At 58.8% G+C, this 23,372-nt stretch carries 19 protein-coding genes; 11 read left to right on the top strand and 8 right to left on the bottom strand.

Going from position 1 to position 23,372, the window contains the following annotated elements; translation table 11 throughout:
- Nucleotides 1-59 precede the first annotated feature (59 nt).
- The 7 genes from HGT1_RS01835 (at nt 60) to HGT1_RS01805 (ending at nt 8,690) form a co-directional block, all read left to right on the top strand.
- Nucleotides 60-731, top strand: a complete 672-nt coding sequence (locus tag HGT1_RS01835; RefSeq protein ID WP_176248263.1) for a response regulator transcription factor — start codon at nt 60-62, stop codon at nt 729-731.
- Nucleotides 724-2,124, top strand: coding sequence for a sensor histidine kinase (locus HGT1_RS01830; protein ID WP_308791270.1), 1,401 nt, complete (start codon nt 724-726; stop codon nt 2,122-2,124). Before HGT1_RS01835 ends, HGT1_RS01830 begins: the two co-directional genes overlap by 8 nt.
- Nucleotides 2,114-3,169 (top strand): ABC transporter substrate-binding protein, encoded by a 1,056-nt coding sequence (locus HGT1_RS01825; RefSeq protein ID WP_176248262.1) that lies wholly within the window; start codon nt 2,114-2,116, stop codon nt 3,167-3,169. Before HGT1_RS01830 ends, HGT1_RS01825 begins: the two co-directional genes overlap by 11 nt.
- Before the next feature lie 314 nt (nt 3,170-3,483).
- A complete protein-coding gene (acsA, locus tag HGT1_RS01820; RefSeq protein WP_176248261.1) occupies nt 3,484-5,226 on the top strand; it encodes an acetate--CoA ligase in 1,743 nt (580 codons plus the stop codon).
- Nucleotides 5,223-7,223, top strand: a complete 2,001-nt coding sequence (pdhA, locus tag HGT1_RS01815; protein WP_176248260.1) for a pyruvate dehydrogenase (acetyl-transferring) E1 component subunit alpha — start codon at nt 5,223-5,225, stop codon at nt 7,221-7,223. Before acsA ends, pdhA begins: the two co-directional genes overlap by 4 nt.
- Nucleotides 7,224-7,227: 4 nt before the next feature.
- Nucleotides 7,228-8,448, top strand: a complete 1,221-nt coding sequence (locus HGT1_RS01810; protein WP_176248259.1) for a dihydrolipoamide acetyltransferase family protein — start codon at nt 7,228-7,230, stop codon at nt 8,446-8,448.
- Nucleotides 8,445-8,690: an acyl carrier protein gene (locus HGT1_RS01805; RefSeq protein ID WP_176248258.1), complete on the top strand. Its 246-nt coding sequence runs from the start codon at nt 8,445-8,447 to the stop codon at nt 8,688-8,690. Before HGT1_RS01810 ends, HGT1_RS01805 begins: the two co-directional genes overlap by 4 nt.
- Before the next feature lie 213 nt (nt 8,691-8,903).
- Here HGT1_RS01805 and HGT1_RS01800 read toward each other — a convergent pair whose 3' ends face one another.
- Together HGT1_RS01800 and HGT1_RS01795 are read right to left on the bottom strand one after the other, a co-directional pair.
- The gene (locus tag HGT1_RS01800; protein WP_176248257.1) at nt 8,904-9,311 is read right to left on the bottom strand and encodes a hypothetical protein; all 408 of its coding nucleotides are present in this window, start codon (nt 9,309-9,311) and stop codon (nt 8,904-8,906) included.
- Nucleotides 9,312-9,572: 261 nt separating this feature from the next.
- Nucleotides 9,573-10,028 carry a host attachment protein gene (locus HGT1_RS01795; RefSeq protein WP_176248256.1) on the bottom strand — a complete coding sequence of 152 codons (456 nt, stop codon included), beginning with the start codon at nt 10,026-10,028 and terminating at the stop codon, nt 9,573-9,575.
- A 458-nt stretch (nt 10,029-10,486) separates the two neighbouring features.
- Between HGT1_RS01795 and HGT1_RS01790 the strand changes: the two genes are divergently transcribed.
- On the top strand, nt 10,487-11,146 hold the full coding sequence (locus HGT1_RS01790) for a DUF6629 family protein (protein WP_176248255.1): 660 nt from the start codon (nt 10,487-10,489) through the stop codon (nt 11,144-11,146).
- A 250-nt stretch (nt 11,147-11,396) separates the two neighbouring features.
- Here the strand turns inward: HGT1_RS01790 and HGT1_RS01785 are convergent, their stop codons facing one another.
- On the bottom strand, nt 11,397-11,978 hold the full coding sequence (locus HGT1_RS01785) for a TetR/AcrR family transcriptional regulator (protein ID WP_176248254.1): 582 nt from the start codon (nt 11,976-11,978) through the stop codon (nt 11,397-11,399).
- Between the two features lie 125 nt (nt 11,979-12,103).
- Here HGT1_RS01785 and HGT1_RS01780 point away from each other — a divergent pair, with 125 nt between their 5' ends.
- Nucleotides 12,104-12,568 (top strand): MAPEG family protein, encoded by a 465-nt coding sequence (locus tag HGT1_RS01780; protein WP_176248253.1) that lies wholly within the window; start codon nt 12,104-12,106, stop codon nt 12,566-12,568.
- A gap of 532 nt (nt 12,569-13,100) precedes the next feature.
- On the opposite strand, the gene HGT1_RS01775 is transcribed toward HGT1_RS01780, so the two are convergent.
- Nucleotides 13,101-15,383 (bottom strand): adenosylcobalamin-dependent ribonucleoside-diphosphate reductase, encoded by a 2,283-nt coding sequence (locus HGT1_RS01775; RefSeq protein ID WP_176248252.1) that lies wholly within the window; start codon nt 15,381-15,383, stop codon nt 13,101-13,103.
- 122 nt (nt 15,384-15,505) lie between these two features.
- Here HGT1_RS01775 and HGT1_RS01770 point away from each other — a divergent pair, with 122 nt between their 5' ends.
- Nucleotides 15,506-15,937 (top strand): DUF1489 family protein, encoded by a 432-nt coding sequence (locus HGT1_RS01770; protein ID WP_176248336.1) that lies wholly within the window; start codon nt 15,506-15,508, stop codon nt 15,935-15,937.
- Nucleotides 15,938-16,087: 150 nt separating this feature from the next.
- Here the strand turns inward: HGT1_RS01770 and hisG are convergent, their stop codons facing one another.
- Genes hisG through hisS form a run of 3 tightly spaced genes read right to left on the bottom strand, consistent with a single transcriptional unit; the run spans nt 16,088 to nt 19,361 of the window.
- The gene (gene hisG / locus HGT1_RS01765) at nt 16,088-16,777 is read right to left on the bottom strand and encodes an ATP phosphoribosyltransferase (protein WP_176248251.1); all 690 of its coding nucleotides are present in this window, start codon (nt 16,775-16,777) and stop codon (nt 16,088-16,090) included.
- Nucleotides 16,774-17,853 carry an ATP phosphoribosyltransferase regulatory subunit gene (locus HGT1_RS01760; protein ID WP_176248250.1) on the bottom strand — a complete coding sequence of 360 codons (1,080 nt, stop codon included), beginning with the start codon at nt 17,851-17,853 and terminating at the stop codon, nt 16,774-16,776. The genes hisG and HGT1_RS01760 overlap by 4 nt, the downstream gene beginning before the upstream one ends.
- Nucleotides 17,853-19,361: a histidine--tRNA ligase gene (gene hisS, locus HGT1_RS01755; RefSeq protein WP_176248249.1), complete on the bottom strand. Its 1,509-nt coding sequence runs from the start codon at nt 19,359-19,361 to the stop codon at nt 17,853-17,855. Before hisS ends, HGT1_RS01760 begins: the two co-directional genes overlap by 1 nt.
- A 213-nt stretch (nt 19,362-19,574) precedes the next feature.
- On the opposite strand from hisS, the gene HGT1_RS01750 reads away from it, so the two are divergent.
- The gene (locus HGT1_RS01750) at nt 19,575-19,769 is read left to right on the top strand and encodes a SlyX family protein (protein WP_176248248.1); all 195 of its coding nucleotides are present in this window, start codon (nt 19,575-19,577) and stop codon (nt 19,767-19,769) included.
- A gap of 56 nt (nt 19,770-19,825) precedes the next feature.
- Here the strand turns inward: HGT1_RS01750 and dnaE are convergent, their stop codons facing one another.
- Nucleotides 19,826-23,359 carry a DNA polymerase III subunit alpha gene (gene dnaE, locus HGT1_RS01745; RefSeq protein ID WP_176248247.1) on the bottom strand — a complete coding sequence of 1,178 codons (3,534 nt, stop codon included), beginning with the start codon at nt 23,357-23,359 and terminating at the stop codon, nt 19,826-19,828.
- Nucleotides 23,360-23,372 lie beyond the last annotated feature (13 nt).

The raw sequence follows: 23,372 nt of genomic DNA, 5'->3' as shown, positions 1-23,372 counted from the left end.
CGAACCTGTCACTTGGCGGCAATCGACAATTCAGATGCTTGATCGGAGGCAAACCAGCTGTGCGAATTCTGATCGTCGAAGATGCCACAGATATGGCAGAAGCCATTGTCACACGCCTGGCGCGTTCGGGTATGGCCTGTGATCTGGCCGGAAACATCGCCGAGGCCGACGCGCATCTGGCTGTCCAGCGCTATGATGCGTTGGTGCTGGATATCAATCTGCCGGACGGGCTGGGCACGGATCTGCTGTGCACCCTGCGCAACCGTGGCGACCGGACGCCGGTGCTGATGCTTACCGCACGCTTTTCAGTCGATGACCGGGTCAGCGCCCTTGATCTGGGGGCCGACGACTATCTTGTGAAACCCTTTGACCACCGCGAGCTTGAGGCGCGGTTGCGCGCCCTTTTGCGCCGCGAGACCGATCAGAAAAGCGATGTGCAAAAGGTCGCAGATCTGTCATTTTACCCCGCCACGCTCAGCGCCGAGCATTCCGGCAACCGCCTTGAACTGACGCGCCGCGAGGCCGCCCTTTTGGGGGTTCTCCTGCGGCACGTGCGGCAAACCATCAGCAAGGAACGCCTTTACGAGGGTATCTATTCTTTTGATGAGGTCGATGTCGGGCTGAACGCGATCGAGCTTTATATCGGGCGGTTGCGCCGCAAGATTGCAGGCTCGGGTGCCGTGATCGAGACGCAGCGCGGCATGGGGTACCGGATTATTGAAAGTGACTGAAAGCGGGGCACGTGTGGCGGTGCCGTTTCGCACATCGCTGATGTCGCGGGTCATGCTGGGGGTCTTGGCCCTGCTGGCGGCGGGCGGGGTGATCGTGGCCATCGCCGCGCTGGCCTATGGCAAACAGGCGGCACGGCAATCCTATGACCGTTTGCTGGTCGGTGCCGCCCAGGACATCGCGGAATCCACCAAAATCGTGAACGGCGCACCCGTGGTGGATTTACCGGTATCAGCGTTTTCGCTGCTGTCGCTGGCCTTGGACGACCGGATTTCCTATGCGGTGCGCGAAGCGGACGGAACATTGCTGACCGGCTATGACACGGCACCGATAGCCAGCAAAAGCGGTGATCAGGTTCTGTTCGATGCCATGCTGCACAGTGATGCCGCGCGGTTTGCCACTGTCGCGCGCCGCTTCGCCGAGCGCGACTACTCCGGCACTGTGTATTTCACCGTGGGTCACACGCTTAGGGCGCGCAACGCAATGGCGATAGAATTGACAAGAACCGCGCTTATGGGCGTGGGGATCGCGGGGGTGATCCTGATGATCTGTGCGTTTTTCGTGATCCGTTCAACCATGCGCCCGTTGGAGCATATGGCCTCCGAACTGCTTAAGCGCGACCCGTACGACCTCACGCCCATGCCGATCAAGGGCCCCGCCGAGGTGACGGTCGCGATTGCAGCGATGAACCAGTTCATGCGCCGCCTTGACCGCCAGGTTGGCGCGATGCGCAACCTGATCTCGGATGCCGCCCACCAGCTGCGCACCCCCGTCGCGGCAATTCGCGCCCATGCGGAATTGGTGGCAGACCACGGTGCCTTGGCAGAGCAGCAACAGGGGCTGGAACGGCTGCTGAAACGCACGCGGTCCCTGGGCAGTCTGCTTGATCAGATGCTGTCGCGGGCAATGGTGATCCACCGCACCGATAACTCCCCACCCGAACCTGTCGATTTGCGCGATATTGCCCTGCATGTGGTCGAGCTGGAGGATCACATGGTCCTGTCGCCCCATGCGATTGTCGAACTGTGTATCGACGGGGATGAAGTGATGGTCTTTGCCGATGAAATCTCGCTGCGCGAAGCCGTAAAGAACATGCTGACCAATGCGCTGAAACACGGCACATCCCCGATCCGCGTCGGGGTGACGGGCAAGGGCAAAACTGCTGAAATCTGGGTTGCCGATGCGGGGCCTGGCCCATCGCCTGAAATGTTGGCGCAGATCGGTGCGCGGTTTGAACGTTTCGCGGCCTCAAAGGGCACCAGCGCGGGCTTGGGCCTTTCAATCGTGAGCTCGGTCGCCGAAGCCTTTCACGGCAGCATGCATATCGGGCAACATGAGGGCGGGTTCAGGGTGACGATGGCCTTTCCAGCGATGGGAGGCAAGGATGCGCAATAGTTTGCTTTGGGCCGCCTTGCAGGTCGTGCTGCTTTTGCCGACCGCCCTTGCCTCGCAAGAGGAAATAGAGCGCATAACCGCGCCGGGCTCGCAGGTGGACATCACGCTTGTTCTGCGTTCCACCACCGATCTGGACGTCTTGCGCCCCATCATCGAAGCGTTTGTCCTGCAAAACCCCGATATTGCGGTGACTTACGAGCAATGGGGGTCGAACGCGCTGTTCGAGAACAGTCTGGCGGCCTGCGCAGGCAAAGTGCCCTCGGCCAGTGCGGTGTTTTCGTCGGGCGTGCATCAGATGATTGATCTGGTGAACCGGGCCTGCGCCAGCGCGTACCGTTCTGAACAAACCACCGCCCTGCCCGCCGCGCGGCGTTGGCGGGACGAGCTTTGGGGGATCACCAAAGAGCCCGCGGTCATGATCTATAACACCGATCTGGTTCCCGCCAAGGACGTGCCAAAATCGCGGTTTGCACTGCTGGACCTGATGCGCCGTCCGACGTCGATGTACCGCGGGAAAATCGCCACCTATAACATCGAGGCTTCGGGCCTTGGCTATCTTTTCGCCTTTATGGACAGCCTCGAAGCATCGACCTTCGGCGCACTTCTGGAGGGGTTTGCACGTACTGACGCAGTTGCGACCTGCTGCTCGTGGGAAATTATCAATCGGGTTTCCAGGGGCGATTACCTGATCGCCTATAACGTTTTGGGGTCCTACGTAGACAGTGCGACCTTTGACAATATCGGCGTCATCCACCCGCAGGATTACACGTTGTTTCTATCTCGGGCCTACATGATCCCGAAGGACGGGCCGGAAAAGCAAGCCGCGGCGCGGTTGCTCGATTTCATGCTGTCGACGCGCGGGCAAAACCTTTTGAAGGCGCGCAACCTGTTTTATGCGGAAACCGACGGTGCCACGCTGCCCGAAAGCGCCGAGCGCGGCATTTCGATCGAGCCGACCTTGTTGGTCGCGGGCGACAAACATCGCCGCAAACAATTCATCGACCTGTGGCGTTCGGCCTTTGCCAAGCGTGACAAAGCGCGCTGAGCAAGAGTTAAGCCTGCGGTTTTGAAGCCGTGCTTTGGGTCTCGCCGTTTGGCCAGAAAGACGACAGTGGATGTGGCGATTTTCGGGATCAGGTTTGACCGTCCAGAGTAACGCAATGCACCATGCCACCCAAGGCCAGCCTGCGCCCGACAGGGGGGATGGCGTGCACTTTCAGAATGCGCAAAAAGGGTCCGTTCGAGGCGGAGTCAGAAACGACGCCCCGCGCGCGGCTTGCCCCTGCGCCCGATGCTGTTGATTTAAGTCAAGTTATCATTTCCCCGGAAAAGATAAGCTCCCCATATGGGAGTGTTTTCATGAAATGGCCGATCATACGCAAAGACGATGCAACGCGCGCCGCCGCGAACCTGACCCAAACGGTGCGCGCAGAGTTCGGCTGGGACGACGCGCGCAAGCTGTTGGACGGGCTGCCGGGCGGCGGGTTGAACATTGCGCACGAGGCGGTTGACCGCCATGTCGCTGCCGGCCATGGCGATCAGATCGCGATCCGCTGGCTCGGCAAGGACGGCGACCGGCGCGACATCACCTATGCAGCGCTGGCCGCAGATGCGGCACGTTTCGCAAACGTGCTGGCCGAGCATGGGTTGCAGCCCGGTGCCCGTGTCTTTGCCCTGATGGGGCGGGTGCCCGAGCTTTATGCGGCGGCCCTTGGCACGTTGAAGGCGGGCATGACATTCACCCCGCTGTTTGCTGCATTCGGCCCCGAACCGATCAGGTCGCGGATGGAGATCGGCGAGGGCAATGTTCTGGTCACCACGGATGCGCTCTATCGCAAGAAAGTCGCCCCTTGGCGCGACGAGCTTGCTTCGTTGAAACTGGTGCTGACTCTGGGCGATGGCGCTGTGGCCGACACCTGTGTGGCCTTGCGCCCCGCGATGGCGCGTGCCGCCGACAGTTTTGACACCGTTAGAACCACGGCGGAGGATATGGCGCTGATCCACTTCACCTCTGGCACAACGGGCAAGCCCAAAGGCGCGGTTCATGTGCATGGCGCGGTTGTGGCCCATGCAGCGACGGGGCGCTTTGCGCTCGACCTCAAACCGGGTGATATCTACTGGTGCACCGCCGATCCCGGCTGGGTCACGGGCACGTCCTATGGCATCATCGCGCCCTTGGTGAACCGGGTGACGATGATCGTCAACGAGGCCGAATTCGATCTGGAACGCTGGTACGCCATCTTGCAGGACGAAGGCGTGCAGGTCTGGTACACCGCGCCCACCGCGATCCGCATGTTGATGCGGGCGGGCAAGGACGCCGCAAAGAACTATGATTTCAGCAAGTTAAGATTTATCGCCAGCGTTGGTGAACCGTTGAACCCCGAAGGGGTGGTCTGGGGCCAAGACGTGTTCGGCACGCCGTTCCATGACAATTGGTGGCAGACCGAAACCGGTGGCATCATGATCGCCAATACCGCCGACATGGACATCTATCCCGGCTCGATGGGCAAACCCCTGCCCGGCATCGAGGCCGGGATTGTCAGTGTTCAAGATGGTACCGTGCGAGAATGCAAACCGGGCGAAATTGGCGAATTGGCGCTGCGCCCCGGCTGGCCGTCGATGATGCGCGCCTATCTCAACGAACAGGCGCGCTTTGACAAATGCTTTGTCGGGGGGTGGTATCTGTCGGGTGACCTCGCCCTGCAGGACAAGGACGGGTATTTCTGGTTTGTCGGCCGCGCCGATGACCTGATCAAATCGTCGGGCCATCTGATCGGCCCGTTCGAGGTCGAAAGCGCGCTGATCGAGCATGAAGCAATCGCCGAGGCCGCCATCATCGGCATCCCCGACGACACCGCCGGCGAGGTCGTGAAAGCCTATGTCGCGCTGAACCCCGGTTTCGAGCCGTCCGAGACGCTTGAGCGGGAAATCCGGGGCTTTGCGCGCAAACGGCTTGGCGCTGCCGTGGCACCCCGCGAAATCGTCTTTCGCAAAGAGCTTCCCAAGACCCGATCGGGCAAGATCATGCGCCGTCTTCTCAAGGCGCGCGAACTTGGCCTGCCGGAAGGCGACATTTCCACATTGGAGGCGGATGAAAAATGAAAAGCGCGACAAAACCACATCTTAGTCGGGACCATGTCCAAGACCTGCTGCGCGGCATGATCCGTATCCGCCGCTTTGAGGAAAAATGCGCCGAGCTGTACACCCATGAGAAAATTCGCGGCTTTCTGCATCTTTATGATGGCGAGGAAGCGGTGGCGATGGGGGTGATCCCGGTGCTGGGGGCCAGTGACCGTATCGTTGCCACCTATCGCGAGCACGGGCATGCCTTGGCACGCGGCATCGCAATGGGGCCGATCCTGGCCGAGATGTACGGCAAGGCGAACGGCTGTTCGGGCGGGCGTGGCGGGTCGATGCATCTGTTCGACGCGGCTGCCAACTTCTATGGCGGGAATGCAATCGTCGGCGGCGGCATGCCGCTGGCTGCCGGTCTTGGTCTGGCGGACCGGATGATGGGCGAAAAGAACGTCACCGCCTGTTTCTTTGGCGAAGGTGCTGTGGCCGAGGGCGAGTTTCACGAGGCGATGAACCTGTCGGAGCTTTGGGATTTGCCGGTGCTTTGGGTCTGCGAGAACAACGGCTATGCGATGGGATCGGCCTTGGCGCGCACGCAAGCGCAGACCGACATTCACGCCAAGGCCGCTGCCTATGGCATTGAGAGCGAAGCGGTCGATGGCATGGATGTCGTCGCCGTCGAGGCTGCGGCCCGCCGCGCGGTGGCAAGTATACGCGAAACCGGTCGCCCGTTTCTGCTGGAGGCGCGCACCTACCGCTTTCGCCCGCATTCCATGTTCGACGCGCAGCTGTATCGCGACAAGGCCGAGGTAGCGGAGTGGCGGGAAAAGGGGCCGATCGTCCGGTTCCAGAACTGGTTGCTTGAAAACAACCTGATCCACGAGGCGGATATCGCGGAAATGACCGCCGAGATTGACGCCGAGATTGCCGAGGCGGTGGCATTCGCTGAGGCCGGCGCGTGGGAGCCGGTCGAGACCCTGACCAAACATGTCATGGCCGAGACCCAGCCGACACCGCCCGCCACACCGGCCCCTGCGGGCGACATGGTCGAGACGACCTACCGCGAGGCTATCAAACAGGCGATACGTCAGGCGATGACTGACGATGATCGCGTGTTCCTGATGGGCGAGGATGTTGGTGCCTATGGTGGCTGTTACGCCGTCTCGAAAGGGTTGATGGCTGAATTCGGCGCGGACCGCATTCGCGACACGCCGCTGTCTGAATCGGGTTTTACCGGCGCGGGGATCGGTGCGGCGGCGGCGGGCATGCGACCGATCGTTGAACTGATGACCGTGAATTTCTCGATGCTGGCGCTGGATCAGATCCTGAACACCGCCGCCACGATCCGGCACATGTCGGGGGGCCAGTTCGGCTGCCCCATCGTGATCCGCATGGCGACCGGCGCGGGCAAACAACTGGCCGCACAGCACTCCCATTCGCTGGAAGGCTGGTATGCGCATATTCCGGGGCTGAAGGTGCTGGCACCCGCAACGCTGGAAGATGCACGCGGCATGCTGCTGACAGCCCTCGCTGATCCAGACCCCGTTCTGATCTTTGAAAACGTCATGCTGTACAACAGGACGGGCCATATTCCTGTGACGGCCGGTGCTGTCGATATTGACAAGGCCGCGATCCGCAGGCCCGGCAAGGATGTATCGTTGATTACCTATGGCGGGTCGCTTTTCAAGACGCTTGAGGCCGCAGAGCAACTGGCCAAAGAAGGCATCGACGCAGAGGTGATAGACCTGCGCAGCTTGCGCCCGCTTGACGAGGAAACCATCCTTGCCTCGGTCGCGCGCACCCGCCGCGCAGTGGTGGTGGATGAAGGGTGGCGCACAGGCTCGCTTGCCGCCGAGGTATCGGCCCGGATCACCGAAGGGGCCTTTTGGCGGCTTGATGCCCCGGTGGGGCGGGTGTGTTCGGCCGAAGTGCCAATTCCCTATGCCGCACATCTGGAACAAGCCGCGATACCGCAGGTTGCCGGTATCGTTGCCGCCGCGCGTGCGGCGATGGGCAAAGAGTGACCCGATGAGCATTTTTACCATGCCCTCGCTTGGTGCCGACATGGAAGCGGGCACCTTGGTCGAATGGATGATCAAAGCTGGCGATACCGTCCATCGGGGCGATGTGGTCGCGGTGGTCGAAACCCAGAAAGGCGCAATCGAAATCGAGTGTTTCGAGGAGGGGATTGTAGAAACGCTTGATGCAGAAATCGGTGCTACGCTGGATGTCGGTGCCCCCTTGGCAACGTTGCGCACGCCTGCAAAAGGCAGTGCAAGCGCGGCACGGCCCGCCGCTGACCCCAAGAAACACGCAAAGCGGGAAGCTGAAACTCCAGCCCCGCCAACCGAAGCGCCGCCGCCGACCTCTGCTCCGATGGGTGCGACGCCCTCCGAGGTGACCACTGGCGAAATCCCGGCCGCTTCTCCCGCCGCGCGGGTCCGTGCTGCCGAGCGCGGGATCGACCTTGGGGCGCTTGTCGGCACCGGACCCAATCGTGCCATTGTATTGGCCGATGTAGAGGCCGCAGAACCTGCTGCGGTCAAGGCAGCCCCCGTTAGCAGCAGCGCCAAGCCGGGGCTCGATATGGCCGCGATGCGCACGGCCATTGCCAACGCCATGGCACGATCAAAACGCGAAATCCCGCATTATTACCTGACCCAGACCATCGACCTGCAAGCCGCCAGTGACTGGCTTACCGCCACCAATGCAACGCGCCCGCCCGATGCCCGTCTTTTGATGGGGGCGCTTTTCGTCAAGGCCGTGTCTATTGCCGCCGCGCAAGTGCCGCAGATGAACGGCCATTACGACGCCGACGGCTTTCACCCCGCCAAAGCCGTTCACGCTGGCGTGGCGGTGGCGCTGCGCCAGGGCGGGCTTGTGGCACCTGCCTTGCATGATGCCGAAACCCTGCCGCTTGATGATCTGATGACCCGGATGCGGGATCTGGTCGCGCGGGTGCGCAGCGGGCGGCTTCGGTCTTCGGAAATGACCGATGGCACCATCACCATCTCGGCTATGGGCGATACCGGTGCCGATGCGATGGCCGCTGTCATCTATCCGCCGCAAGTCGCCATTGTCGGCTTTGGCGCACCGGTGGCCCGGCCATGGATTGTGGGCGACGCCATCGTGCCGCGCATGACTGTTACCGTGACGCTGTCTGCCGACCACCGTGTCAGCGACGGACGTCGCGGTGCCAAATTTCTGGCCGCCATCAACACGGCACTGCAAACCCCGGAGACCCTATGACCGACGCTGACATTCGCAAAGCAATCCTTGAGGAACTGACCCAGATCGCGCCGGACATCGCCCCAAGCGACGTTGGCGACGGGGATCACCTGCAAGACGATCTGGAACTCGACTCGATGGATTTTCTAAATTTGGTTTCGGCGCTTCATAAACGGCTTGGCGTTGATATTCCTGAAACCGACTATCCGAAAATCGCCACTCTGGCGCTTGCGGTCGCCTATCTGAAAACGCGGATCGGCTGACGCCTTTTCATGCGGGAAACGATCCAACCCGAACGCCGGGAATTGATGAAACACCTCGCTTTGCAGCATTTTGTTGGATGAAGCATCGGTCAGCGGACAAACGGGCCTGATGCGGCGATACCGCAGTTCGAGAATTATCAAGCATGCTTTCGCAACCCGCTAAACTTGGATGCCTACGTCGGCACTCACCTTCTTCGACGAAGATTAACCGACCTAATGTCCTCCTAGAGTGAAGAATACCGGGAAACGATCACCTTCTTCGGTGAGCAGAAAGACCAAACCATCTTTCCGCAAGAAAGTGTCGCAGCGGTGCCGTTCACTTTGGGAGAAGTCGATACAGACCCTACCATCTTCCCTGATATGAAATGCGCCGAAACGAGTGATCGATTTTGTCTCGTCAGTAAAGCTGTAGGACCCATTTTCGCTGTAGTTTGACCGTCCGAGGCCCGGAAACGTTAGCGGTCCTGCTGATGTGAGTTCCTTTACATCGTTATAGCCCAATACTTGCCCGTGCTTTTCCGGGAAAATGTCTTGGGCTGCACTGTTTGTCGCCAATAGCCCCAGATTCATCGTCAACAGAAAGCCGAACAACAAGGACATAAATCTTCTTAACTTAAGCAATGTGTAACTCCTTCGGTTGGATGGTAAATGCAAACTGCGGGTCGTGTGGAACGCCCATCCCTTGCTTCACAAATAGCTAGTTTTTCAGGTCAGCCATTCAAACGTCTTTATGTCTAGGCCAAACGGATGCTGGTCGGTCACGGGTCCTGAACGGAGAGTGCTGGTCTAGGCGCGCAGATGCAGAGAGCCTGCACCCTGCCGTTCATGATGACCGAGAAATGTTCCAACCGAATATGCGTCAAGACTGCATTGGCAACACCTTTACATCCTTTCAAGCTCGGACTTCAGCAGGCTTTCGATTTTCTCGATCGGATGATTTGTCAGGGTCTTTGGTATTTCGGCGATCACCTTCTTCACGGCATTTGGGTTGATTTCCACCCGTAGATCACCAAGCGCCTTCGGCGGTGCCACGATCACGATCTCGTCAAAAGCGCCATCATGCGCGGCACGGTCAAGAATTTCTGCGATCTCTTTTACATAGTTGTCTTCGGACAACTGGTGCCAGTCGGTATCCTGCAATGCAGCGCGGCGCATTCCGGGAACAGAGTTTGCGCGACCAGCGCGGTCACTGCCTTGAGCAATGCTGGGCGGATTTTCCGTCTCCTGATGCCAGACCACGCGCAAATCATAGTTTTTCGTATCACCGTCGTTGCGTAGAAAAAGGGCTTTTTGGCCATCCGCAACCAATACCCAACTCCCCGTTTTCAAAAGAACCATCTTCAACTCCAATTAATGACCTCTTTTTTAACCGTAAGAGACCTGGCTGCCCTGGGGCTTGAGCTAAATCAACACGGACGAAATAATCAGTTGCCTGCATCCAAATGTTGATTGAAGACGAGCTTCTCTTGGATCTTAAAATGTCTGGATTGTTACCTGAAAAACTGGTTTCGATAACGCGTCACGAACGAGTGCCTATTTTCTCCACCTCGGAGTATCTATGCGTTGTGTTCAACAATGGGTGGTCACTCACGACACAAGCGAGGCATCGAAGCTCACCATCCAAGCCTCAGCAGTCCCTTCGCGCGACAGCGGTTCATATATATCACGCCCAAGGCCAAAGAGAGGCCATTCGAAATGGTTTGATATGGCTCAATAAGATGGGCTACCCTCATGGCATGGTTTGCCGACGGGTTTCGAGCACCTGCTGAAGATCAACGCCTTTGGGGACATCAAGCATGTGTTTTTCTGCGACCGCCAGCTTCACAACAGCGGCTTTATTACTACCAGTGGCCGCATATACCATCAGCACGGCCTTGAAGACGGACCGGCGGTATCTGGGGTTCGCAATTTTCCCTCTCTTTTTTGGTATCCAACAAATTTTGGAAGGCAGTCTTTGGATCGAGATCGGGCAATCGGATTCTGCGCACTCACATATATATGCCTTGGGGTTCTTGTTTTTTGCCTACCTCGTCTGGCCGTTCTTGGTCCCTTTTGCAGCCTTTCTTATTGAACCGCGCAGAAATCGAAAAACGGCTTTTTTGGCGCTGAGTGCCTTGGGGCTGCTTCTGGGGATATCTCTTTTCGTGCCTTTGCTGTTCAACCCAGAGTGGGTGCCGCTTAGGGTCGTAAAGTACTCTATTGACTACAACTCGAGACTGATCTGGGAAGGCATCGCGCCGTACAGCGTCATGCGGATCACCTACGCCAGTATCGTTTGCCTGCCTCTGCTCGCTTCGTCTGAAAAACAAATCCGGTTTTTTGGGGTGATTATTGCCCTTTCCGTCATCGTTGGCTTCGCCTTCGCTGACTATGCATTCACTTCGATCTGGTGTTTCATGGCTGCAATCTCATCGATCTGGATTCTGTTCATGATGAGAACTCTCAGCAGGCGCTAGCAGGGTGTGAGACAATTCTGATCATGGTCTTACTTGATCGCTGCCACCTTGCCCCTTGATCTGTAACGCAAGTCTAATGGCACGGAAGCATATGCCGCGATTGTCTGGTCCGGAGCCCTGTGTGAGTTCTTTTCGCCTGCGCAGCAAATACCCGGTTTCCGCCCTTGATGTCGATCGACACGAACGGCCCGAAGCGGACCTTGGTGGCTCCAGCAGCAAACGGCAGTTCAGAGCCCAATCTGCATAGGCTTCACGGCTCGGGATCGGTCATCCTCGCCACAAGGGCGGCGATAAGATCCTTCTCCGAATGTTTCAACGGGTCTTTGATTCCGTCCGCGAGCCCAAACATCAGAGCAAGTCCCAAGACCGCAGCATGGATTGATGCTGCATGCTGGCGAGCGCGTAGCGGATCTCCTTCAAGGCGGTCCGCCAGCGCGCCATACATTCGGTTCGTCGTGGCATGCACCCGATCAAGTGCTTCCGTTTCCAGCGGGCCCTGCATACCGGCCTTCAAGGTCTGCGGTGCCAGATACATCATTCGGAACCGATCCAAATCGCCCAAATGGAACGCCGCCACGGCCTCGACAAAGGCCGAGATGGCAGCGTTTGGCGTGGTTTTTCCGGCAACGGCGGCCGCCGCGACGTCCGCCTCCGCTGCCAACCAAGGGCCAAGCATTGCAGCAAGAAGCTCTTGTTTGGACGGATACCAATAAAGCACGGCCTGTTTTGACACCCCCAGAGCGCGCGCGATCGCGTCAAAAGTGACTGCCCCGAACCCATCCGAGGCCAAAAGGGCCTGAGCGGCTTTGAGGATCTTCTCGTCCGATTTCATCCAGAATACCTGAAAATGTTGACTGCTTACCAATGGTAGGATATAGACTTACCATTGGTAAGTAAATGGACATTAACTAAAAGGGCATACGGTGTGGACCGGACGGCTCGAGGGGAAATTCAACGATGCAGACAATCAACTTTGAGAACCCGATCTTTGTAACCTACGCCATTGCGTCGGCCTTGTTGGTCCTAAAGGTGATGGGGCAAGGATGGATGACCGTCTACCGGATGCTTCGGAGCAACTCAGGCCTTGCCAGCCCGGAAGACCTAAAAGCCGGCCCGATCAATAGAAACCCGGACCCCTCCCAGCTTGAGGTCAATGACTATGTTGATCGCTCACGCCGTATGCATCGGAATGACCTCGAAAACATCCCGGCATTCTGGATCGCCGGATTGCTCTTCGTGCTGGCCAATCCCCCGCTCATCCTTGCGCAATTTCTGATTTACGGGTTCGTCGCGGCCCGCGCGGCACATTTCGTCGCTTATTCGACACGGCAGACCCACGAAGTCCGGGCTACCTTCTATACCATCGGTTCTCTGGTCGTCATCTACATGGCCCTGCACGCACTTTTCGTCCTACTAATGTAGGGAAAAGACAAAAAATGGCAGGGGACGTTCCACGATACCAAGGTATTCTCCCGCTCTCCCCCGGTGCTACGCCCCACAACGCTGCCCCCCAAACGGCACGCAGCGAACAGCCGCTCCCCGCCCTAGTGTACAATCTGAAACTGGTGCTTGCTTGCTTGCCGTCAGGCTTCAGATTGAGGATACTTTAGGAACCCTCAGGCATATGATGGCGGAGTTCCGCAGCGCTATTGAAAAATGCCGGGATCGTTCCGTGTTTACTGCACGGCGTTGAGTACGGCAACGTTGTCCCGCTCTACGAGATCGACGCTGCCTTGCGTGCATGGTCCTCAACGGTCGAGAGACGTGGGAGAAAAAAATCAAACCCTGCACATTACAAAAGGCGGAGCATCGAGCTCCGCCTTTTCCGTTTAATCACATCAGATCTCAATGTGCTTTGAAGCCAGCTTCAGGCTCACATCAAGTTTTGCGCACGCTTTTATGTTTCTTTTGTGAACGCTTCACCTTTTTCCGGCTTCCACTTCAATCTAACAGATTACCCGCATTTACTGTGACCGCAGCTGCCACAGGTCATGCACCCCTCAACCATGCGCAGATCGTATTGTCCGCAGCTGCTGCATGCTTTGCCGCGGGGCGCGTTGAGGCCCACGATTTGGGCGCTCGGGTCTGATTTCAGCCCCTGCCCTTCGCCTGCGATAAAGCCGGTCGAGATCAGGTGTTGTTCGATCACCCCACCAATCGCGGCAAGCATTGACGGGATGTATTTGCCGCCCATCCATGCACCGCCTCTTGGGTCGAACACCGCCTTCAGTTCTTCAACAACAAAGGACACATCCCCGCCACGCCGGAACACTGCCGAGATCATGCGCGTCAATGCGACGGTCCAGGCAAAATGCTCCATGTTTTTCGAGTTAATAAAGACCTCGAACGGGCGGCGATGACCGCCGATAACAACATCGTTGATCGTGATGTAAAGCGCATGCTCGCTGTCGGGCCATTTGATTTTATAGGTCGACCCTTCCAGCTCCTCCGGGCGGTCCAGCGGCTCGGACATGTAAACGACCTCGCCTCCATCCTGCGGCATCGCCTGGGCTGCGGTTTCGCCGGGGGCGCTGTTGGTGCTCTCGGATACCGACAGAACGGATCCGGTCACATCATTGGGGCGATAGGTGGTGCAGCCTTTGCAGCCCTGATCCCATGCGGCCATATACACGTCTTTGAACGCGTCAAAACTGATGTCTTCGGGGCAGTTGATCGTCTTGGAAATGCTGCTGTCCACCCATTTCTGGGCGGCGGCCTGCATCTTGACGTGGTCCAGAGGGGCCAATGTCTGCGCATTCACAAAATAGTCGGGCAATTCTGCATCGCCCTTCAAATCACGCCACATCTGAACAGCGTAATCAACGACTTCCTCTTCGGTACGGCTACCGTCTTTTTGCAACACCTTGCGGGTGTAGGCATAGGCAAACACCGGTTCGATACCGGAACTGACGTTGCCCGCATACAAACTGATGGTTCCCGTAGGCGCGATCGACGTCAGCAACGCGTTGCGAATGCCGTTTTCCTTGATGGCATCGCGCACGTCATCGTCCATCTGCTGCATGGTGCCAGAGGCCAGATAGGCCTCAGCATCGAACAACGGAAACGCACCCTTTTCCTTGGCCAGATCAACCGACGCCAGATATGCGGCCCGCGCAATCGCCTTCAACCAGGCCTCGGTCTGGGCGGCTGCCTCGTCCGATCCATAGCGCAAGCCAACCATCAACAACGCATCGGCCAAACCGGTGACACCCAGACCGATCCGCCGCTTGGCTTTGGCTTCGGCCCGCTGCGCGTCCAGCGGAAATTGCGATACGTCCACGACGTTATCCATCATCCGCACAGCGGTTGCGACCAGCTTGTCCAGGGCATCAACATCCAGATGGGCCGCTTCGCCAAACGGGTCCGCAACCATCCGCGCCATGTTGATCGACCCCAAAAGGCAGGCCCCATAAGGCGGCAAAGGCTGCTCGCCGCACGGGTTGGTTGCCGCGATGGTCTCGCAATAGCTCAGGTTGTTCGCCGCGTTGATCCGGTCAATGAAGATCACACCGGGCTCAGCGAATTCATACGTGGCCTTCATGATCCGGTTCCACAGATCACGCGCCTGAACAGTGCGGTAAACCTTGCCATCAAACACAAGATCCCAGGCTTTGTCAGCCTTGACCGCATCCATGAACGGGTCGGTAATCAAAACCGACATATTGAACATCCGCAAACGGGCAGGGTCTGATTTGGCCGCGATAAAGGCCTCAACATCGGGGTGATCGCAGCGCATCGTGGCCATCATCGCACCACGGCGCGACCCGGCTGACATGATCGTGCGGCACATCGCATCCCACACATCCATAAACGACAGCGGCCCCGAGGCATCGGCAGATACCCCAAGCACATCCGCACCCTTGGGCCTGATTGTCGAGAAATCATACCCGATCCCGCCACCTTGCTGCATGGTCAGCGCGGCCTCTTTCAGCATGTCGAAAATGCCGCCCATGCTGTCAGGTACAGTGCCCATGACGAAACAGTTGAACAACGTCACGCGACGCGCAGTACCCGCCCCCGCTGTAATGCGACCCGCCGGCAGAAACTTGAAATCTTCCAACGCTTCGAAAAACGTGTTCTCCCAAACATCCGGCTGCTTTTCTACCTGCGCCAGATCCCGCGCGATGCGCCGCCATGTATCCTCGACCGTGACGTCCTTGGGCGTGCCACCGGCATCCTTGAACCTGTATTTCATATCCCAGATCTGTTCGGCGATAGGGGTGGCGAATCGTGACATACTCGGTTCCTCGGAGCTTTTTGGGAAGGATTCTACCTTACCTCAAACAAGCGCCAAAGCACAACAGTTTGAAGGCCGTCTTAGATGCGCTACCTTATGTCGTGGTGAGCCGGAGGGATTCTGTGGATAAGTACGTAAACATCTTGAAATTGTCGGTGGGCACCGAAAATATCGACGACCTCGAAGCATGGCAGCAGACAAAGCGCGCGCAAACGCCAGAAGGCCAGCCCCGCCATGTCACCCGCATGTGGCCGAAACGCGAAGCCGAATTGACGAATGGCGGCTCGGTTTTCTGGGTCATCAAAGGTGTCATTCAATGCCGGCAGAAAATTATCCGGCTGGACGAACATGTCGGAGAAGACGGAATCCGCCGATGTGCGGTGGTGATGGACCCAACGATCGTGCGCGTCCAATCCAGCCTCAAACGCCCCTTCCAGGGCTGGCGCTACCTAAGCCCGGCCGACGCACCCGCCGATTTGCCAAAAGGTCGCGAAGAGGAAGAACCGCTGCCGGTCGAATTAAACCGCGCCCTGGCCGAAATCGGCGTGCTCTAAACCTCATCGCCACCCCATGCAGCGCTGTCGGAATTTGAGTTTATTTGGCAAAATGAAAATAGGCGTAGGTCTTCATATTTCATTTTGCCCCCTAAACTCCCGCCGGAGGCAAAATAAATAATATAATCGCGCGTAAGCGCGGCCTTTGGTCTAGGCTAGTTTTTCTAGCAAAGCCGCAAGAGTACGGCGCTCTTTATCATCCATATCCGCCGTGCGGCTGCGCCAAAGTGTCGCTTGCGATTTCAGGATCAAACCGTCCGACAGGATTTTCAGATGGTTGGCCCGCAAGGTTTCGCCGCTTGAGGTAATATCTGCGATCGCCTCGGCCGTTTCGTTTTTCACGGTGCCTTCCGTGGCCCCCTGGCTGTCGACCAGCGCATAGTCCGCGACCCCGGCCCCGCGCAGGAATTCACGCACCAGGCGGTGGTATTTCGTGGCAATGCGCAGACGGAACCCATGTGTGGCGCGAAACGCGGCGGCAGCGGCATCCAGATCATCCAACGTATCCACATCGGACCAGGCCGCGGGAACCGCGACAATCAAATCGGCGTGACCAAAGGCAAGCTCTTCCACGGGCACGACCAGTTGATCCCACAGGGCCAGTTTCTCCTCGATCAGGTCGGTGCCTGTAACCCCAAGGTGGATGCGCCCTGCCGCCAGTTCGCGCGGGATTTCCCCTGCCGACAGCAACATCAGCGATACGCCCTCGATACCGCCAACCGCCGCTGCATATTCACGATCCGAACCGGTGCGCTGCAAGGTTATGCCGCGCGCCGCAAACCATTCGAATGTCTTTTCCATCAACCGGCCTTTGGACGGCACGCCAAGCTTGATCGTCATTGCTTTGCCTCCAGTTCCAGCATCAGCCCCGGGCGCATCACCCCGCCAACAGCCGGTATTTCATCGCCCTGCCCCAGTCGTTTGGTCAGCGCATCATAGCGCCCGCCGCTGGCAACTGCTGGCAGATCGGGCCGCATATCGGCACGGAACCCGAAGACGAACCCGTCATAATATTCCATTGAAGAACGGCCAAAGCTGCCCTCAAAGGCCAGCACATCCGTATCAATGCCACGCGCGGCCAATGCCTCCGCCCGCGCGACCACCAAATTCACTGCTTCTGCGATCGCTGGCAGGTCGACCGCAATATCATGCAGTCGGCTGAGGGCATTTGGCATCATTTCGCGTACATCCAGCAGGGCCGCGATCAGCGACACCTGTTCACCCGACAAAGCCGGCGTCAGGGCATCTTCGCGCAGGGCTTCGATCCGCGCCTCGATTTCTTGTGTGCTGCGCAACCCGATCATCGGGGCTTCGTTCTTTACTGTTCCATCCAGCAAAGCCGCACGCGTCGCCGGCACGGGCGTCTTGCCAGAATACCTGTCCAGCAGGCTGCGGAACCGCCGCGGCCGCCAGATGTGTCGCATCAACGCGTCCTTGCGACGCTGCGTCGTCTCCAGGCCTTTGACGGCGGCCATCAGAATACCGATATCGCCGGTCACTGCTGTCACCGGCAGCCCGCGCAACGCTTCTGAGATCAGCGCGAACACCTCGGCATCGGCTGCTGCCGGATCGGCCCGATCGAATACTTCGTAGCCCACCTGGATAAATTCATTGGCCCGCGCAGGGTCATGTTCCTGACGGCGAAACACTTCGCCCGCATAGGTATAGCGCGCGGAATCTGCCCCATGCGCCATGTGCATCTGCACCACAGGCACGGTATAGTCGGGCCGCAGCATCTGTTCGCCGCGCAGGGCGTCCGATGTCACATAGGCACGCGCCCGGATGTCTTCGCCGTACAGGTCCAGCAGCGTTTCAGCAGGTTGCAGGATCGGGGGTTCCACCACCAAAGCCCCCTGCGCCTCGAACATGGCACGCAACATTGCCGCCTTGGCAAGCGTCTCGGATCGGGTCGGCATCAGCGGTTCAGCTCCAGTATTTCGCGCACTTTGGCGACCAGATCGGCGCGTGGCACCTCATATTGGCTGGGGCGGTCTTTCCATTCCTCAAGGGTCGCGTTTTCGGCGATTTTCGCCCCGAGGATCAGATCCTTGATCTGGATCATCCCGCTGTCGAACTCGTCACCGCCCGCAATCACCGCCACAGGGCTGCCCCGACGATCTGCGTATTTCAGCTGGTTGCCAAAGTTCTTGGGGTTGCCCAGATACACCTCGGCGCGGATACCCGCCTGACGCAGTTCTGCGACCATCGCCTGATAGTCGGCCATGCGCGCCTTATCCATCACTGTCACGACAACGGGGCCGACAGTATCGCTGGTCAACCGCCCCTTTGCATGCAGCGCGGCCAAGAGACGATCCACGCCAATCGACACGCCGGTTGCGGGGACTTCCTGACCGGTAAAGCGCTTGACCAGATCGTCATAACGCCCGCCCCCCGCAACAGAGCCAAAGTTACGCACGCGCCCCTTGTCGTCCTTGATCTCAAAGGTCAGTTCGGCCTCGAACACAGGTCCGGTGTAATAGCCAAGCCCGCGCACGACAGACGGGTCAATCTCGACCCGGTCGGGGCCATAGCCACCCGCCGCCATCAGATCGGCAATGGTCTCCAGCTCTTCGACACCTTGCAGGCCAACGGCTGATCCTGCAACCAGCTCACGCAACCGCGCCACAGTTTCCGCACCGGTCGCGCGCTTGGCCTGCATGAACCCCATGACCACATCGGCCTGAGCATCCGTCAGACCGGCACCGTCAGTAAAATCACCACTGTCGTCTTTGCGCCCCGCGCCGAGCAATGCGCGCACGCCGTCCAGCCCCAGCCGGTCCAGCTTGTCGATCGCGCGCAAAACGATCCCGCGCTCGGATGCAAACTTGTCGGGGTCTGACGGATCAAGCACGCCTGCCACTTCCATCACCCCGTTCAGCACCTTGCGGTTGTTCACGCGCACGATGTAATCGCCACGCTCGATCCCGACTTCCTCAAGGCAATCCGCCAGCATCGCGCAAATCTCGGCATCGGCCGCAACCGAAGGCGCGCCAACCGTATCCGCGTCACATTGGTAGAACTGCCGGAACCGCCCCGGACCGGGCTTTTCGTTGCGCCACACAGGCCCCATCGCATAACGGCGGTAAGGCGTCGGCAAATCATTGCGATGCTGCGCATAGACCCGCGCCAGCGGCGCAGTCAGGTCATACCGCAACGCCAGCCAGTCACCGGGCTTGTCCGCATCTGCATCTTCCTGCCACGCAAAGACCCCTTCATTGGGGCGGTCCACATCGGGCAAAAACTTGCCCAAGGCCTCGACCGTCTCAACGCCCGAACTCTCCAAAGCATCAAACCCGTAACGATGATAGACCCCGGCGATCTTGCGCAGCATCTCGGCGCGCTGCGTTACTTCGGCACCGAAATAGTCACGAAAGCCTTTTGGCGTTTCGGCCTTGGGGCGGGGGGTCTTCTTTGGCTTGGCCATGGGATCACATCCTGCGGGCTGAACTTTGCGCCTCGCATCTACCCCACCCCCCCGACAAGAGCAAGTAAACCACGCGTCTTTCCCCTTCGCGTAGCCGCCCCTTCTCTGGCTTTCAAATATCCTCGGGGGTCAGGGGGCAGACAGCCCCCTGCCGGTTGCCAAGGGGGGCACCCTCCCCTATCTGCAGATCAACCGAATGGTAAGGATCACATCATGGACAAGATCGAAGAACAAATGGCCCATCTTATCCGCAGCGTCGATGATCTGTCAGATGTCGTTGCCCGTCAGGAATCCGAGATCGCCACGCTGACCCGCCGCGTCCACATGTTGATGCAGCGCGAAGGCGAACGCGAAGCGGCTGGCAACGAAGGTATCGTGATCGGAAATGAACGTCCGCCGCATTACTAATGCTGATCAGTTACTGAGCGGGCTTCAGCGGGGAACTAGAACGGCCCCCCGCAGGGCTAGATTTCCTCGACTTCCAGAACCCCGCTCAGGGACCGGATCGCGCCTTTGATCTTGGGTGTGACCGGATATTCGGCGCATAAATCCACCTCGACCTCACCGGGCAGTGTCGGATCCATCAGACACAGCTGGATCGGCCCCTTGCCAGAAGATTTCCCCGCGGCCCGCGCACCGGCCAGAACCTCTGCGACGGCTTGAATGGCAATCGCCTCGTCCACAAAAATGCGCAGACCCATATTGCCGGCATCAGCCACAACCGCGTCAATCGGCGCGACAGACCGGCCCAGCAGTTTCAACTGGTCGCTTTCCATTGTCGCCTCGACCGTGATGACAACCTTTGATCCGGTCTCCAGATGATCGCGCGCCAGCTCCAGCGTGTCCGAGAACAGCGTGACCTCATAGGCACCGGTCGGATCGGACAGTTGCGCAAAGGCAAAGCGGTTGCCGCGCGCCGATTTGCGTTCCTGCCGCCCCGCCACAATCCCGGCCAGACGCGCGTTCATCGCGCCCTTGATCGACACTTTTTCCGTTAACTCGTCCAACGTCAGGAAGGGCACGCCGCCGTTGCCTGCCTTGCGTTTCATCGGCCCCATGTAATCGTCCAGCGGGTGACCGGACAGATAGAACCCCACGGCCTTGAATTCTTCGGTCAGGCGTTCTGCCGCCTCCCAGTCATCGCAGGGCAGGATGCGCGGTTCGGGCAGATCATCGCCCGCCTCGCCAAAAAGCGACACCTGATTGCTGGCCTTTTGCTCGTGGATGGCGGCGGAATAGCTCACCAACCCGTCCAGCGCGTTCCAGACCCGACGGCGGTTGCTGTCCAACTGGTCAAACGCACCCGACCGGGCCAGCATTTCCAGCGGCCGCTTGCCGACCCGTTTCAGATCAACCCGCCGCGCCAGATCAAACAGCGTGGCAAAGGGGCGGTCCACCCCTTCAACCATGCGGCCCGTCGTGATCAGTTTCATCGCCTCGACGCCCACGTTTTTCAACGCGCCCAGCGCATAGACCAGCGCGCCGTCAACGACCTTGAACGTCGCATCAGAGCGGTTCACGCAGGGCGGCACCCATGGCAGTTCCAGCCGCTTGCGCACTTCCTCGAAATACACCGCCAGCTTGTCGGTCAGGTGGACATCGCAGTTCATCACACCGGCCATGAACTCGACCGGATGGTTCGCCTTGAGCCAGGCGGTCTGATAGCTGACCACGGCATAGGCGGCGGCGTGGGATTTGTTGAAACCGTAGTTGGCGAATTTTTCCAAAAGGTCGAAGACTTCCGACGCTTTTTTCTTGTCCACCCCATTGGCCATGGCACCCTTTTCGAACTTGGGGCGTTCCTTGGCCATTTCTTCGGCAATCTTTTTACCCATCGCACGGCGCAACAGGTCAGCGCCACCAAGGCTATAGCCCGCCATGACCTGCGCGATCTGCATAACCTGTTCTTGGTAAACGATGATGCCTTGGGTTTCCTCAAGGATATGGTCAATCGACGGATGTACGGATTCGCGTTCCTTGATCCCGTTCTTGACCTCGCAATAGGTCGGGATGTTCTCCATCGGGCCGGGGCGGTACAGCGCCACAAGAGCCACGATATCCTCGATACAGGTCGGTTTCATCCGTTTCAGGGCATCCATCATGCCGCTGGATTCCACCTGAAACACCGCCACGGTCTTGGCGCTGGCGTATAGCTTGTAGGAAGCTTCGTCATCCAGCGGGACGGTGGCAATATCGTCGATCAACCCTTCCGGCGGCTCGAACAATTCGGTCCCGTCAGCGGCAATATGCAGATGGCGGCCCGATGCCTTGATCTGGTCCACCGCATTCTGGATGACGGTCAGGGTTTTCAGGCCGAGAAAGTCGAACTTGACCAGACCGGCCTGTTCCACCCATTTCATGTTGAACTGCGTTGCGGGCATGTCGGACCGCGGATCCTGGTACAGCGGCACAAGCTGGTCCAGCGGCCTGTCACCAATCACAACACCCGCCGCGTGGGTTGATGCGTTGCGGAGCAACCCCTCGACCTGCTGACCGTAATCCAGCAACCGGGCGACAACCTCTTCGTTGCGGGCCTCTTCGCGCAGGCGCGGCTCGTCTGCCAATGCCTTTTCGATGCTGACGGGTTTGACCCCTTCGACCGGGATCATCTTGGACAAACGGTCCACCTGACCATAGGGCATTTGCAAAACGCGCCCGATGTCCCGCACCGCCGCCTTGGACAACAGCGCACCAAAGGTGATGATCTGCCCCACCTTGTCGCGCCCGTATTTGCGCTGCACATATTGGATCACCTCTTCGCGGCGATCCATGCAAAAGTCGATGTCAAAGTCGGGCATCGATACGCGTTCGGGGTTCAGGAAGCGTTCAAACAGCAATTGATACCGAAGCGGATCAAGGTCGGTGATGGTCAGCGCATAGGCCACCAGCGACCCCGCACCCGACCCACGGCCCGGCCCGACAGGAATGTCCTGATCCTTGGCCCATTTGATAAAATCCGCAACGATCAGAAAATAGCCGGGAAACCCCATGCCCTCAATGATGCCCAGCTCGAAATCCAGCCGTTTTTCATATTCCTCGACGCTGGTCGCATGGGGGATTACCTTCAAACGGTCTTTCAGACCTTCGTGCGCCTGACGCTTCAGTTCTTCAATCTCGTTATCGGCAAATTTCGGCAGGATCGGATCACGGCGATAGGCCATAAAGGCACAGCGTTTTGCGATCTCGACGGTGTTCTCGATCGCCTCCGGCAAATCGGCAAACAGCGTCACCATTTCCGATTGCGACTTGAAATAATGCTGTGCCGTCAGGCGGCGGCGGTCCTGCTGCTGGTCGACATAGGCCCCGTCCGCAATACAGATCAGCGCGTCATGGGCCTCGTACATCGTGGTTTTCGGGAAATAGACGTCATTGGTTGCCACCAAGGGGATGCCCATCGCATAGGCCATCTCGACAAAGCCGCGCTCGGTCTTCCGCTCGGCTTCGGGCTGGCCATTCTCGCCCGGATGGCGCTGCAATTCGACATATAACCGGTCGCCGAACATGCCATGCAACCGCTTCATCAACGCCTCGGCGGCGGGCCCCTGCCCGGTTTGCAACAACTGCCCCACAGGGCCGCCTGCCCCACCGGTCAGACAAATGATGCCCGCGCTGAATGTCTCAAGCTGGTCCAGCGTCACCTCGGGCAGCGCACCGCCCTTGTCGATATACAGGCACGAGTTCAACTTCATCAGATGCTCATACCCGACTTCGGACTGCGCCAGAAGCACCACAGGGGCAGGCGCGCGCGGCTTTTCCCCCGGTTGTGCCGCGACATAGGCCAGATCGACCTGACACCCGATGATCGGCTGGACACCCGCCCCCGACATGGCGACAGAAAACTCGAGCGCCGCAAACATATTGTTAGTGTCGGTCAATGCCATCGCAGGCATGCCCGCCGATTTACACAGATCGGGCAGCTTTTTCAGCCGCAACGCGCCTTCCAGCAACGAATATTCGGAATGGGTGCGCAGGTGAATGAATCGGGGTGTATTTGCCATCCTCCAAGTCTAA

The organism is Sulfitobacter sp. HGT1 (assembly GCF_013282155.1).
In the GTDB taxonomy this organism is placed as follows: domain Bacteria; phylum Pseudomonadota; class Alphaproteobacteria; order Rhodobacterales; family Rhodobacteraceae; genus Sulfitobacter.
The sequence above is the reverse complement of the archived record's forward strand: the minus strand, read 5'-3'. Positions and strand labels throughout refer to the sequence as shown.